Raw genomic sequence first — 13,444 nt, forward strand, 5'->3', positions numbered from 1 at the left:
GACCTGTCGGGTCACCGGGCGAGGCTTCCCCTTACCCAGGCCCCCGGCTTTTCATTTCCGAACACCAGTGCGAGGGTGCAGGACGTGACCTCTACCGCCGCCGTATCCGCAGGTCCTGGCTCCGGGCGCACCCCGGCCGACCTGCTGGGACGGCTGCGCGCCCGCGGCGAGGCCGACCCGGTCACCCACGTCGAGCGGGTGCCGGCCCGCGCGGGCACGCCCGCCCCCTGGCCGGAGTGGGCCCCCGAGGAGCTGCGCGCGGCCTTCGCCCGCCGCGGTGTGGTCGCGCCGTGGCGGCACCAGGCCGAGGCGGCGAGCCTGGCGTACGACGGCCAGCACGTCGTGGTGGCCACCGGCACCGCGTCCGGCAAGTCCCTGGCCTACCAGCTGCCCGCCCTGGCCACCCTGCTCGCCGACCCCCGTGCCACCGTGCTGTACCTGGCACCGACCAAGGCACTCGCCGCCGACCAGTTACGCGCCGTCGCCGCGCTGGAGCTGGAGGGCGTACGCCCGGCCTGCTACGACGGGGACACGCCGCGCGCCGAGCGGGAGTGGATCCGCCGGCACTCGCGCTTCGTGCTGACGAATCCCGACATGCTGCACCACGGCATCCTGCCCGGGCACGCCCAGTGGTCCGGGTTCCTGCGGCGCCTCACGTACGTGGTGATCGACGAGTGCCACACCTACCGGGGCGTGTTCGGCTCACACGTCGCGCACGTCCTGCGCCGCCTGCGTCGACAGTGCGCCCGCTTCGGGCGTACACCGGTCTTCGTGCTGGCCTCGGCCACGTCGGGTGACCCGGCCGCGGCGGCCGGGCGGCTCACCGGCCTGCCCGTCGCCGCCGTCACCGAGGACACCTCGCCGCGCGGCGGGGTGACCTTCGCCCTGTGGGAGCCTCCGCTGCTGCCCCGCGACGCCGCCGCCGAGGCGGCGGACCTCGCGCCGGTCCGCCGGTCGGCGCTGCGGGAGACCGCCGACCTACTCGCCGACACGGTCGCCGAGGGGGTACGCACGCTCGCCTTCGTCCGCTCCCGGCGCGGCGCCGAGGTGGTGGCCTCGAACGCGCGGCGAGCCCTCGACGAGGCGGTGCCCGGACTCGGTGACCGGGTGGCCGCCTACCGGGCCGGCTACCTGCGGGAGGAGCGGCGGGAACTGGAACGCGCGCTGCTGTACGGGGACCTGCTCGGCCTGGCCTCGACCAACGCCCTGGAGCTGGGCGTCGACCTGATCGGTCTGGACGCCGTGCTGATCTGCGGATACCCCGGCACCCGGGCCTCGCTGTGGCAGCAGGCCGGTCGGGCCGGGCGCTCCGGGCAGGAGGCCCTCGCGGTGCTGGTGGCCCGCGACGACCCGCTCGACACCTACCTGGTGCACCACCCGGAGGCGGTGTTCGGGCGGCCGGTCGAGGCGACCGTCCTCGATCCTGCCAACCCGTACGTGCTCGGGCCGCAGCTCGCCTGCGCCGCCGCCGAGGCTCCGCTCACGCCGGCCGACCTCACCCTGTTCGGCGACGGCGCGAAGGAGGCGGTGGACGCGCTTGTCGAGGCGGGCGCGCTACGGCAGCGACCGACCGGCTGGTACTGGCGGCACCGGGAACGCCCCGAGGTGGACCTGCGTGGTTCCGACGGCGCACCGGTCTGCGTGGTCGAGGCGGCCACCGGCCGGCTGCTCGGCACCGTCGACGGCGGCTCGTCGCACTTCCTGCTCCACACCGGCGCGGTCTACCTGCACCAGGGCGTGTCGTACGTGGTCGACTCGCTCGACCTGACCGACGGGTGCGCGCTGGTGCATCCCGAGGAGCCGGACTGGTCCACGCACGCCCGGGACGTCACCTCGCTGTCGGTGGTGTCGGTGCGCTCGTACGTCGACGCGGGGCCGGTCGGGCTCTTCCTCGGCGAGGTCGACGTGACCAGCCAGGTGGTGTCGTACCAGCGGCGGCGGATCGCCTCCGGCGAGGTGATCGACACCCGCCCGCTGGACCTGCCCGCCCGGGAGCTGCGCACCGTGGCCGTCTGGTTCACCCTGTCGCCCGAGTCGCTCACGGCGGCCGGCGTGGACCCGGCGGACGTGCCGGGAGCGCTGCACGCCGCCGAGCACGCCGCGATCGGGCTGCTGCCGCTGATGGCCACCTGCGACCGGTGGGACATCGGCGGGCTCTCCACCGCCGTGCACCCGGACACGGAGGCGCCGACCGTGTTCGTCTACGACGGGCACCCGGGTGGTGCGGGTTTCGCCGAGCGGGCGTACGGGACGGCGGCGGCGTGGCTGGGCGCCACCCGGGACGCGATCGTCGAGTGCGGGTGCGAGTCCGGCTGCCCGTCGTGCGTGCAGTCCCCCAAGTGCGGCAACGGGAACAATCCGCTGTCCAAGGCGGACGCGGTCCGCGTCCTCGACGTGGTCCTGGCGAACCTGCCCCGCTGAAGTTTCCTGGCATGGAACTCGCTCCACCGGGGCATTATGGGAGCGCTTCCATAGACAGACTTCTGCCTGCCGAGGAGGAGTGGTGGCCGATACCATCGCCGAGACCGTCGACCTGCTCTACACGATCGACCAGGACAACCTCACCCCCGACCAGCAGATCGCGCTCGGCGCCGCGCTGGCGGCGCTCGCGCAGGCGGAACGGCTGGAACAGATCAACGAACGACTCCGCAGCATCCACCAGGTGCTCACCGCGTGGTCGCTGCGGGCGACCGTCGACGGCGGCCGATGAGCGGCGCCGTCGACGCGTGTGGCCCCTGCCGCCCGGGTGCACGGGCGGCGGTCTGCGGGGTGGGGCGGGCTGTGCGACACTCCGCCCCAACATCGAAGGAGACCTCATGCAGCTCGAAAACTTGCAGGCCCAGCAGCAGTTCCACATCCGCCAGAAGCTGCGGCTGATGGTCAACCAGTACCAGGTCCACGCTGTCGCACCGGACGGCTCCGAGGGCGAGATGCTGGCCTTCGCCCAGCAGAAGCGCCTCGCCTTCAAGGAGCAGGTGACGATCTACACCGACGAGTCGAAGCAGCAGCCCCTGCTCGGCTTCAAGGCGCGCCAGCGTCTCGACATCGGCGCCACGTACGACGTCACCGACCACGCCGGCAACTCGATCGGCCAGTTCCGCAAGGACTTCGCGCAGTCCCTGCTCCGCTCGACGTGGCACGTCGAGCAGGCCGGGCTGCCGCAGGTCACCGGCCAGGAGCGCAGCATGCCGGTGGCGCTGCTGCGCCGGTTCGTGGACTCCCTGTCCTGGCTGCCGTACCACTTCGACTTCACCGCCGGCGGCCAGCCCGTCTTCTCCGTCATCAAGCAGTGGGGCCTGCGCGACCGGTACGTCGTCCAGGTCCACAACCCCCAGGTCGACCGCCGGGTGGTCATCGCGATGGCCGTCGCCCTGGACGCGCTCCAGGGTCGCTGAGCCTCCGCCTCCACCGCGCCGGTGCCGCGCGGCATGCTCCGGTGGCGGCGCCGCGCGGCCGACTTCTGTAGCGGTGCCGTGCGGCCGGCTCCGGTGGCGGCGCCACACGGCATGCTCCGGTAGCGGTGTCGCGCGGCCGGCTCTGGTGGCGGCGCCGCGCGGCCGGCTCCGGTGCGGCGCCGCTGGCGGTGTCGGCGCCGCTGGCTGCGGTGACGGTGGCGGTGTCGGCGGCTCCTGGGGCGGTGCCGCGCCGCCGCGCCGGCAGCTTCAGTAACCCGCCGGCCCAGGTGGCACGCCGTCTGCGGGGGCTGGCCCGGCGCGGACCGGGCCGGCGCGGGCGCTGGCTTCCGCTGCCCGGGTCAGCCCGGGCAGCGGGGCGACCGTCACTTCGACGGTCACCACCAGGTCGAGGCCGTGGAGTCGACACGCGACGAGTCGGGCATCGTTGGCCGAGGCCACGTCGCCCGCCGTACCGCAGGCCGCCGCCGCGCCCTCGAACGCCCGACCGGCACCGGCCAACGCCCCGAGATCGGCCGCCACCGCCGCCTGCTGTCGGGCCAGCCGGGCGGCAGCCACGGCCGCGCCGAACCCGCCGAACAGGACGAACACCAGTCCGAGCGCGAGCACGAGAACCGTTGCCCCACCCCGGTCGGCCGGCCGCATCCCGACCCTCCTCGTGATCGTCTGCGCATCTCCGCTCGTGATCGTCTGCGCATCTCCGGTCCAAACGTCGGCGTGTCGGACCGCTACCGCGCAGACGATCACGGACGCGGCAACGCCTGTCGGAGCGTCGGGCGGTTGGGTCGGGCGGTGCGGGTCGGCGGCGGTCACGGGACCGTGGAGGGTTCGAGGGCGGCCACCGCCGTCGCCGTGACCATCAACCGGGGCAGCCGGGTGCCGAGCGCACGGACCGGTGCCCGGACTGTCACGCGGACCCGCTCCCCGTCGGTGCTGACCGACACCTCGGCCCCAACCGGGAAGGAGTGGTCGGCGGCGGTCGCGCCGTCCCCGCCCCGCGCGGCGGCCAGCGCCGCCTCCCGGGCCGCGTGCAGGCAGCTTCCCTTCGTACCGACCGCGTTGACCGCGGTCAGGCCGACGAACAGGAACAGGAGCAGCGCCGGCAGGCCGGCCGCCAACTCGGCGGTGAAGGATCCCCGGTCCCGGCCGGCCCACCGGCGCCCGGTCACTTCAGTGCCCGGTCGATGACGGCGGTCAACGCGGACTGGACGTTGCCGGAGGTCAGCACCTTGAGCAGGATGCCGGCGAAGGCGACGGCGGCGAGCGTGCCGACGGCGTACTCGGCCGTGTTCATCCCGGCGTCCCCGCGTAAACGGGCGATGAGTCTGCGCACGTACGTGTCCTTTCTCGGTGGGTCAGAGCACGTCGCCGAGGACGGCGACGATCACCGGCACCAGGCCGGCGAGAATGAAGGCCGGCAGGAAACAGAGCCCCAGCGGCAGCACGATGAGCACACCCGCGCGACGGGCCGTCGCCTCGGCGGCGGTCGACCGGTCGACACGCAGGTCGTCGGCGACCCGCACCAGCGCACCGGCCAGTGCCGCTCCGCTGTTCGCGGATCGTCGGACGGCCGCGGTGAGCCGTTCCGCACCGGGTACGGGGTCGAGCGCGGACCAGGCCTCCTCCGGGCCGGCCCCGAGCACCAGTAGGCGGCCGACCCGACCCAGCCGCTCGGCGAGCGGCCCGTCGAGGGCGTCGGCGACCGCCTGCACCGAACGGTCGACGGGCGCACCCGCCCGGAGAGCGGCGGCGAGCAGGTCGGCGGCGAGGGGCAGGTCTCCGGCCTCGCGCAGCCGCCGGTTCCGCGCCGCCGGTGACTCGATCCTGCGCAGGACCCGGTCGAGCACGATCGCCGTCGGGAGTGCGGCAACCGGCCCGGACCAGCCCCCACCCAGCACGGCGACGGCCAGCCCACCGAGCAGAGCAGCGAGCCGGATGGCGTCGAGTCGGCGCGCGGGCGCGGTGTCGGCCGACGCGCCGGCGGCGGTGTCGAACTCCTCGGAGCGCCCGTCCGACGGCGGACGGGCCTCGGCCGGGATCCGCCCCGGCCCGCCGGGGGCGGCGGTGAGTCGGCGCAGTCGTCGGACCGGGCGGCGGCGCAGACCGGTGATCGCCGCCACCAGAGCCGCACCGAGCAGGCCGACGGACACGAACGCCGTTCCGGACATCAGCGATCACCTCGTCCGGCGCCGGTCAGTCGCTCGGTCCAGAACAGCCCCGCGGTCTGGAGGACGACCGCGACGATCGCCGAAGCCCCGCCCAGCGGGGTGTGCAGGAGGACCGCCACGGGGTCGACCCCGATCCCGTACCCCAGGCCCACGCCACCGAGGGGCAGGGCCGCGAGCAGCCACGCGGTGGCTCGCGCACCGGCCGCCTGGGCCGCCGCCGCTTCCCACCCCCGGTCCGTCGACCGCGCGTCGGCCTCGATCCGTTCGACCAGCTCGGCCAGTGGTGCGCCCGTACGGTCGGCAAGCTGGACGGCGGCCCGCGTCAGCCTCGTGATCCGGTCGGCTTCCGCGAACGGTGGTGGGGTGTCCGTCGCCGACACCGGCAGACCGGCCCGCAGGTCGGCGGCCAGGCCGCAGAGCCGGTCGAGCTGCTGTCGCCGGAGACGACCGGCCTGTCGACCGGACCGGCTGCGGAGAACCGCCCGAACACCCAGCACGGCGTACATGGCAGCCGCCACCGCCGCCACCGGTCCGCCCAGGGCCGCACCCCCGGACAGTGCGCCCAGCCCGACGAGCACCAGGGTGCGCCGGGGCGATCCGGTGAGCCACGTGTCTGCGCAGCGGATTCGCCACCGACGACCGGAAGCGGCCACGGGCGCGCCCCGATCCCGGGTGGCCTGTGCCGGATCATCCGACGTGGACGACACCGGCACCGACGGGTGTCCCGCCCGATCAGGACGTCGATCGGTCGGACGTGCCAGGCCGGCGGGAGCAGCCGGGCCGAGCGGTCGCTGGCCGTCGTGTCGACGCGGCGGTCCGGTCGGGCCGGCGGGTCGTGAGGGGCCGGGGCGGCCGGCTGGCCAGGGCCAGCGCACCCCGGTGTCGAGGTCGCGCCCGGGCCGGCGGCTCCCACCCGGGACGATGACACCGACCGGACCGGTGACGGGACCGTGGTGCGTGTCGGAGTCAACCGAGCCGGCCACGGGGGACATCGGCACCAGCGACGACACCAGGTCGCCCGCGCCGGCAGACCGACACCCGTCCCCCGGCTCCGGCGGCACGACTGCGTCGTCGGGTCGGGACGCCACCTCGCCGTCCGGACCCGCCGACGGCGCCAGGGCCGTCCCGGCGGCGGGGATCCGGCGCAGCTCGGCGGCCGAGGTCCGGCGTAATTCGGCGATCGGGACCCGACCACGCTCGGCGTCCGAGGTCCGGCGCAGCTCGGCGTCCGAGGTCCGGCGTAATTCGGCGCTCGGGATCCGACCCGGCTCGCCGGCCGGGGTGCGGCGTAACTCGGCGATCCACTGGACGAGCGGGTCGTCGCCGGTTCGCGCGCTCCCCGGCGGCAGGGCGGCAGGGCGGAGCCGACGCACGAGCGGCCAGACGACCAGGGCGGTCACGGCCACCAGCACCAGAAGAGCGACCGGGGCCATCACGCGGGACCAGCCGATCCGGGCCACGGCGTGCACAGGATCGGAGGTACCGGCACGTCCCTCTCCCGCAGGAGGACCCCGAGCGCACGGGCGGCGGGGCCGGGACCCGTGCCGCGTACCCAGGCGGGAACGGCGGTGACCAGGCGGTCCGGGCCCTCCGGAAGGAGCAGACAGACCGACTCCAGCACTCGGCCGCGGGGACCACGCCGGACCTGGAGCACCACCTGGAGAGCAGCGGCCACCTGCGCGTGCAACGCCGCACGGGGCAAACCGCCGAGGAGTCCCAGCGCCTCCAGCCGGGCCGGTACGTCCGACGGCGTGTTGGCGTGCAGCGTGCCCGCACCACCGTCGTGGCCGGTGTTCAGGGCCGCGAGGAGGTCGACCACCTCCCCGCCCCGACACTCACCGACGACGAGCCGGTCGGGCCGCATCCGCAGTGCCTGCCGGACCAGGTCCGTCAGACCGACCGCGCCGGAACCCTCCACGTTGGCCGTACGCGCCTGGAGGCCCACCACGTGCGGGTGCTGTGGTTGCAGCTCGGCGGCGTCCTCGACGAGCACGATCCGTTCCGTCGACGGCACGAGGCCCAGCAGCGTGTTGAGCAGGGTCGTCTTGCCCGAACCGGTGCCGCCGACCACCAGGTACGCGAGCCGGGCGGCGACCACGGCGGCCAGCACCGGCGCCACCGGCCGGGGCACGGTGCCGTGTTGCACGAGCTCGTCCAGGGTGTACGGCCGCTGCCGGAACGTCCGGAGGGACAGGTACGGACCATCGGTGGCCACCGGAGGCAGTACGGCGTGCAGCCGGGTGCCGTCGGCCAGCCGGGCGTCCGCGTACGGGGAGCCGTCGTCGAGCCGTCGACCGGCGGCGGCCGCGAGGCGTTGCGCGAGCCGGCGTACGTCTTCGACGGAACCGACCGGCACCGCGACCTGGTGCAGGCCCTGCCCTCGGTCGACCCAGACGCGGACACCGTTGACCAGCACGTCGGTCACCTCCGGGTCGGCCAGCAGAGGTGCGAGCGGGCCGGCACCGACGAGCTGGTCGTGCACCTCGTCGGCCATCCGGAGGACGGTGGTGTCGCCGAGGACGGCGGCGGTCGGCTCGGCGCGTACGGCGGAGACGATCGCGGCTTGGGTGACCGGCCCGGGAGCGGCGGCGATCCGCTGTCGGACCCGCGCGGCCAGGGAGTCGCCGACGTTCGGGCCGGTCACGCCGCACCCGCCGTGGTGGTCCCGCCGAGTTCCGCGACGATCCGTTGGCAGAGCGCGGCCAACGGCCCTCGCCCGTCGGCGGCGGGCGCCTCGCCGCGTTCCAGTCCCCGGCACAGCGCCGGTTCGGGTCGTAGTGTCCCGGCGAGCGGCAGGCCGAGCGCCCGCGCCACCTCTGCGGCCTTGAGTCGACCCGGAGCGGGCCCGCGGACGACCACCGACAGGTCCGCGCAGTGCGGGGCGGCGGCGGCCACCACCCGCGCCGCCGCGGCGGTCGCCCGCAGCTCGGCCGGTACGACCACGAGCGTCCGGTCCACGCTCTGCAACGCGGTCACCGCCGCGTCGTCGAGCCGACGGGGACAGTCGACGACCACGAAGTCACGCCCCCGCCGGGCCGCGTCGAGGGTGGCCGCCATCGCCTCTGCGGGCAGTGGCAGCGGATCGCCCCGGTCCCACGAGAGCATCACCAGGTCACCGCGTCGGGGCAGCGCGCGGACCAGGGCAGGCGCGTCGACGCGCCCCTCGGCATCGGTCAGCGCGGGCCAGCGCAGGCCGTCCAACTGCTCCCAGCCGAGCACCAGGTCCAGGCCACCGCCGAGCGGATCGGCGTCGACGAGGAGTGTCCGCAGCCGCGACCGGGCGGCCGTGACGGCGAGGCCACCCGCGAGAACGCTCGCCCCTGCTCCGCCTCGCCCGCCCAGGACCGCGACGAGGCGGGCACCGGCACCCGGGGGGTCCGCCCCGCACTCCGCGAAGCGGTCGACGAGCCACGGTTCTGCGGCGGGCAGCACGGCGACGTGCTCGGCGCCGACCAGCTCGGCGATCTCCCAGCCCGGGTCGAGATCCCCGGAACGGCCGACCAGCACCAGCCGGGGCCGGTGCGGCAGCCGGGCGCGGAGGCAGGATCGGGCCTGGTCGCTGCCGACCAGGACCAGCGGTGCGGACTGCCAGCGGGACCGGGCGGCGGCCGGGTCGGTGGCGACCTCGGCCGTGACGCCCCCGGCCGCGGCGAGCCGCAGCAGGTCGTCGAGCAGGTCGCCGTCCGAGGTGACGATCAGTGGCAGGCGCCGGGGCGGCGGGACGGAGGTACGGGGTGGCATCGCGGCCTCCAGCGGTCGACGTGGTTGCTGAGGCGCAACACTGGTCGCCGTCGGTCCCGCTCACCGGCCCAACGGGGCCGCCTGTGGACAACGGAGCTCCCTGTGGACAACCGCCGAAAAGGCCGATGATCTGCTATGGCCGGCCGCCTGCCGTGGTGCGGTGGCCGGCTGTTCCGCTCGTGGGCGGTTTTCGGCGGAAGAGGCCCTTGTGCGGCGGGCCGCGCATCTCGCCCGGGATAGGGACGACCCCCGTCGGGGGGATGCGGCCTCAGGTTGTCGGCCGCTGTCAGCAGGTGACGACCTGCGTCGACGAGCAGGTGCCGGGCGTCGGCTGCTGACGATCGGGGTCGGTCCGCATCAGCGCTCGCGCTGCCTTCTTGCTGCCTCGCTGCCTGACGCCTCGCTCGATCGCGACTTTCACGTTTGCCCTGTCCCGCGGACCACATCTCCTGGGAGGGCAGCGAGGGCTGCTCCCGGCACGTGAGGAGATCGTCTAAGTTGGACAGGATTGTGGCGAACACCGGTTCCGCCTCCGATGTTCTTGGCGCAACCCGTCAGCGGCCGGCCCGCCGGAGGCCGGCCCGGCGGCTGGGCACCAAGGGCCTGCTCGCGGTGACGAACGGCGTCCTGGCGGGAGTCGGCGGGGTCTACCTGACCACCGTCAGCCTCCCGGCCACGGGGATCGCGGCGGCTGCGGCGGTGATCATCGGCGGCTTGGCCGTGATCGTGCATCGATAGCCCAGACGGGCGGCATCCCGGTGGGGTGCCGCCCGCCCCAAAAAATCTCGAAGATTCGTTTCACAGATCCGGGCTCCCGTGGACCTACCTCCCAGAGCGGGAGTCATCGACGAAGAGATGGGGAGGTCGCCCGTGGTCCGAGCGGACAAGGGCTTGGCGCAGGCGGCACCCGCGCCGCATGCCGACGCGACGCTGCCGGTGGCCAGCGACGTCGACGAGTTCATCGACAGCGCCTACCCCTCCTTGCTGAAGACCGCTCTCATCGAGGTCCGCAACATCCATGAGGCAGAGGACGTCGTCAACCAGGTGATGATCGAGCTCCTCCGCAAATGGGAGACGATCGCGCAGACGGTTGAGAACCCGCTGGCATACGCCCGAACGGCACTGATCAACCGGATTCGGAAGAACAGAACGCGGGAGGCCGAGCGACTGCCCCGCACACTCCGCGGTGGCCATCTCACCCCCGCCGGCTTCGAGGACACCTCGATGACTGCCTGGGAGGAACGGGAGTGGGTGCTCCAGCACCTGAAGCAACTCCCGCACAACCAGCGGGCGGTGATGGCGTATGAGTATGACGGCCTGAGCCCCAACGAGATCGCCGCCAAGCTCGGCAAGAAGCCCGCCAACGTGCGCAAGCTGCTGCAGCTGGCTCGCGACCGACTCAAGGTCGAGCTGGAGCGGGAGCTCCGGCGAGAGAACAACGAGTTCGGCGCTCAGGGCACGAGGAAGGAGACCCGGTGACTACCCACGATGGCCACCTGGACCCGGCCGACCCGAAGCCGGAGTCCCTGGAGGAGTTGGCGAACGAAGTCAGCGAACTGGCCGACAAGCTTGTCGCCGCACGACTCGGAAACGGCGAACTTGCCAGGCGTCGGGAGTGGCTTAAGCGGGCAGCGGCCGAGAAGGCCACTCCCTCGGAAGTTACCTGCACCCCTAGCCTCGGTAATCAGGGAAATCTTCCGATCGTGCCGCTCAGTCGGGAAGCGCGGAACTCTAATTGGCCCACGGCGCAGTACACCATGACTGCACGGCGGGAAGCAGCTTCCATCCGCGCTCAGGCACGCAAGGAAGCAGAAGAGTACCAGGACGCCGCCCTTAGGCGCGCTGCTGATACCATCGCCCAAGCCCGCGCAGAGGCCCAAAAAATTCTAGAAGAGGCCCACCAAGAGGCCGAAAAAATTTTGGGCGATGCAAAGGAAGAGCAGCAGCGCCTAAATATTGCGGCTCGGCAGGCATCTAATATCCGCAATGAGGTGTTAGAGCAGCTTTGCGCCGTTGATAGGTTCAGTTCCATTGCCAGCCAAGCAGTCATCGACGCGTGCGTCGCGACGCGGACGGATGCTTTCGTAAGAGGTGCCACGCTGCTGTACCGATCGGAGAGCGTGGAAGCTTTCAAGAAACTCTTGCGGTTCTGCAGGTCCCAGCATTCAACCACCATAAGAGCGAATACGGCCCTGCGCTTGGAAAGCGTGCTTTACGAGCAATCCACGCGAGCGGTCGCTCATTGCCATCCCAGGGACCAGCTTGAGGTAGATTACCGCGAAACGGTTAATGCGCGAGGTAGTGGCGCTCACCTCCCGCTAGAGGTAATGAATGTGGTGCGCTACGCACTGTTACCCCCCACTGGGGCCGAAAGCTTGGGCGGCAGTTCAATAACGGACGCCATCGAAGTAAAGGGCAATCCCAGGTGCCTGAATACAGATACCTCTCCCACAGGCAGGAACGAGCCAGCTCGCAATTCAAGCCAAACGTTTAGACAGCCCGCCCTTCCTCCTGGCTCGTACCTGATGACGCATTTTATGTAGCGGGCGTGGCCGGCCTGGCAAACGGGTCGGCCACCCCTCAGACAGAAGCATTCTCTGCAACGGCGATTTCTCGCTTACAAGCTCTGCGCGTCGCGTCCGCACACGTCCGGCAACGGCTGCACGCTCCGGGCTTCGTCCGTACCAGCGCTCGTCAGTGCGCCGCCGTCCGGCGCGGTTGCTGTCGGGCGTTGCTGTCGACAGCCGTGCGCTAGGCACGCTTTCCAAGTCTGCTGTTCAGAGTTCACCGGGACCTGTAGCCGTAAGAGCAGCAGGGCTGGCCCTGTGTGCGACTGGCCGGATGACCTTGAACGCGGCCGAACGAGACGAGAAATGAGACGGCCGCGGTCCTCACATGCTTTCGAGGTCTGCGATCCAACGTTCAGCCTCAGCCAGCCGAGGTCATGAGCAGGGCAGAAAGATGGTCGAGCGGCGTTGCTGTCAGCGCTGCTATCGACAGCCGTTTCCCCGACGTCCGGCTACGGTCACCCCTCCTGCCCGGGCGGCAACCCCGCGACCTCGAAAGGTCGCCGCCAACGCCAAAATGTTCAGCGAGGGACAAGGGATTTTCACGATGCAGGCCGGCCGATGGATGAGGATTCGACGGCCCACCGAACGGTCAGTGGACGAGGAGTTCGCCCGCCTGCGGCACGTCAGGTTCGGTGAGCTGCCCGCCCGAGTCAAGCCCACCGAGGACCTGGTCGAGACGGTAGACACAGATCCCCCGCACGAGGAGTCGCCGCAGCATCCAGTGCGCCGCGAGTGGGGGCGTAGGAGTTTCAGCGAGCACGAATTGTGGAACGTCCGTAGCCCAGGCAGCGACCTATCCGCTGGCTGATCAGAGATCCAGTTAAGGCTTTGGACCCTTGCTTTCAAGTCCCTGCCGGGCTGCAGCCTTAACGGGGAAATCGGGAATCCCCCACACCAACCCCCTATCGAGTTCCGTAGCCACCGCGGTTGCGATTCGCTCTGCTCCAAAAAGGTAGATTCGTGCACACGAAATCGCACCTGTGAGCCCGATTGAGTGTTTGCCGCCCGGCATTGCACGAAGCACGCTGCTGGCCGTCATACTGCCTTTCAAGGGGCCTGGCCATACCTCGCTACGCCAGCCGGATGCAAGGCCGTGAGTTAGGCAATGTCGGACTTCCATCCACCCATCGCCTCGCTTGCACACTTCTTTCCAAGCGATCGTTTCGGTGACTGGGCGACCACTGACGGACGGAATGTTCCACACCTGCAACGGAGGAACCTTCATCAACCTCGACGCAATCCCAGGAAATTCGCTTTCAGACCGTTTCTGAAATTCGGATACCGTCGGGTTATTCATCGACACGCGCTTGGCAATCTGGCCCATACCATAACCACGGAGATAGAGGGCTGTGGCCATGAAGTCCTCAACAAATCCCTCGAACGCCGATATCACCCCAAGAACCACCGCCGGCGGCAAGGCCGAATAGTTTCCGGCGTTACCTGGCTGGCGAGGATGGAGGCTGAGCAAACGCTTGGGCACTTCCAGCGAGCGGGCTAGCCGGTCCACGCTGTCCTGAAGATCCACCTGGAACAACTAGACTCCCTCCGACTA

14 protein-coding genes are annotated in these 13,444 nt (G+C 71.6%); 6 read left to right on the plus strand and 8 right to left on the minus strand.

Annotated features, from left to right (window positions below):
• Positions 1-84 precede the first annotated feature (84 nt).
• The 3 genes from ACTMSW_RS17375 to ACTMSW_RS17385 all read left to right on the plus strand — a co-directional run bounded on the left by ACTMSW_RS17375 (position 85) and on the right by ACTMSW_RS17385 (position 3,395).
• A complete protein-coding gene (locus ACTMSW_RS17375) occupies positions 85-2,421 on the plus strand; it encodes a DEAD/DEAH box helicase (protein ID WP_441181644.1) in 2,337 nt (778 codons plus the stop codon).
• A gap of 82 nt (positions 2,422-2,503) precedes the next feature.
• Entirely contained in the window at positions 2,504-2,710 is a 207-nt protein-coding gene (locus ACTMSW_RS17380; RefSeq protein ID WP_441181645.1) for a hypothetical protein, read from the plus strand.
• Between the two features lie 106 nt (positions 2,711-2,816).
• Complete coding sequence (locus tag ACTMSW_RS17385; protein WP_441181646.1) at positions 2,817-3,395, plus strand: hypothetical protein; 579 nt, start codon at positions 2,817-2,819, stop codon at positions 3,393-3,395.
• Between the two features lie 267 nt (positions 3,396-3,662).
• Here the strand turns inward: ACTMSW_RS17385 and ACTMSW_RS17390 are convergent, their stop codons facing one another.
• The 7 genes from ACTMSW_RS17390 to ssd form a co-directional block, all read right to left on the minus strand.
• Positions 3,663-4,058: an Rv3654c family TadE-like protein gene (locus ACTMSW_RS17390; RefSeq protein WP_441181647.1), complete on the minus strand. Its 396-nt coding sequence runs from the start codon at positions 4,056-4,058 to the stop codon at positions 3,663-3,665.
• Positions 4,059-4,222: 164 nt separating this feature from the next.
• Positions 4,223-4,582 (minus strand): TadE family type IV pilus minor pilin, encoded by a 360-nt coding sequence (locus tag ACTMSW_RS17395; RefSeq protein WP_441181648.1) that lies wholly within the window; start codon positions 4,580-4,582, stop codon positions 4,223-4,225.
• On the minus strand, positions 4,579-4,707 hold the full coding sequence (locus tag ACTMSW_RS17400; protein WP_208418639.1) for a DUF4244 domain-containing protein: 129 nt from the start codon (positions 4,705-4,707) through the stop codon (positions 4,579-4,581). Before ACTMSW_RS17400 ends, ACTMSW_RS17395 begins: the two co-directional genes overlap by 4 nt.
• 61 nt (positions 4,708-4,768) lie before the next feature.
• On the minus strand, positions 4,769-5,581 hold the full coding sequence (locus ACTMSW_RS17405) for a type II secretion system F family protein (RefSeq protein ID WP_441181649.1): 813 nt from the start codon (positions 5,579-5,581) through the stop codon (positions 4,769-4,771).
• A complete protein-coding gene (locus tag ACTMSW_RS17410; protein ID WP_441181650.1) occupies positions 5,581-7,050 on the minus strand; it encodes a hypothetical protein in 1,470 nt (489 codons plus the stop codon). Before ACTMSW_RS17410 ends, ACTMSW_RS17405 begins: the two co-directional genes overlap by 1 nt.
• Positions 7,014-8,225 (minus strand): TadA family conjugal transfer-associated ATPase, encoded by a 1,212-nt coding sequence (locus ACTMSW_RS17415; protein ID WP_441181651.1) that lies wholly within the window; start codon positions 8,223-8,225, stop codon positions 7,014-7,016. The genes ACTMSW_RS17410 and ACTMSW_RS17415 overlap by 37 nt, the downstream gene beginning before the upstream one ends.
• Positions 8,222-9,322 carry a septum site-determining protein Ssd gene (ssd, locus tag ACTMSW_RS17420; protein ID WP_441181652.1) on the minus strand — a complete coding sequence of 367 codons (1,101 nt, stop codon included), beginning with the start codon at positions 9,320-9,322 and terminating at the stop codon, positions 8,222-8,224. Before ssd ends, ACTMSW_RS17415 begins: the two co-directional genes overlap by 4 nt.
• 498 nt (positions 9,323-9,820) lie before the next feature.
• On the opposite strand from ssd, the gene ACTMSW_RS17425 reads away from it, so the two are divergent.
• From ACTMSW_RS17425 to ACTMSW_RS17435, 3 genes are all read left to right on the plus strand, one after another.
• The gene (locus ACTMSW_RS17425; RefSeq protein ID WP_441181653.1) at positions 9,821-10,060 is read left to right on the plus strand and encodes a hypothetical protein; all 240 of its coding nucleotides are present in this window, start codon (positions 9,821-9,823) and stop codon (positions 10,058-10,060) included.
• A gap of 132 nt (positions 10,061-10,192) precedes the next feature.
• On the plus strand, positions 10,193-10,801 hold the full coding sequence (locus ACTMSW_RS17430) for an RNA polymerase sigma factor (RefSeq protein WP_441181654.1): 609 nt from the start codon (positions 10,193-10,195) through the stop codon (positions 10,799-10,801).
• Positions 10,798-11,865, plus strand: coding sequence for a hypothetical protein (locus ACTMSW_RS17435; RefSeq protein WP_441181655.1), 1,068 nt, complete (start codon positions 10,798-10,800; stop codon positions 11,863-11,865). Before ACTMSW_RS17430 ends, ACTMSW_RS17435 begins: the two co-directional genes overlap by 4 nt.
• A gap of 847 nt (positions 11,866-12,712) precedes the next feature.
• Here the strand turns inward: ACTMSW_RS17435 and ACTMSW_RS17440 are convergent.
• Positions 12,713-13,417: a terminase gpP N-terminus-related DNA-binding protein gene (locus ACTMSW_RS17440; RefSeq protein ID WP_441181777.1), complete on the minus strand. Its 705-nt coding sequence runs from the start codon at positions 13,415-13,417 to the stop codon at positions 12,713-12,715.
• Positions 13,418-13,444: the final 27 nt, after the last annotated feature.

The organism is Micromonospora sp. BQ11, assembly GCF_052068135.1.
Lineage (GTDB): Bacteria > Actinomycetota > Actinomycetes > Mycobacteriales > Micromonosporaceae > Micromonospora.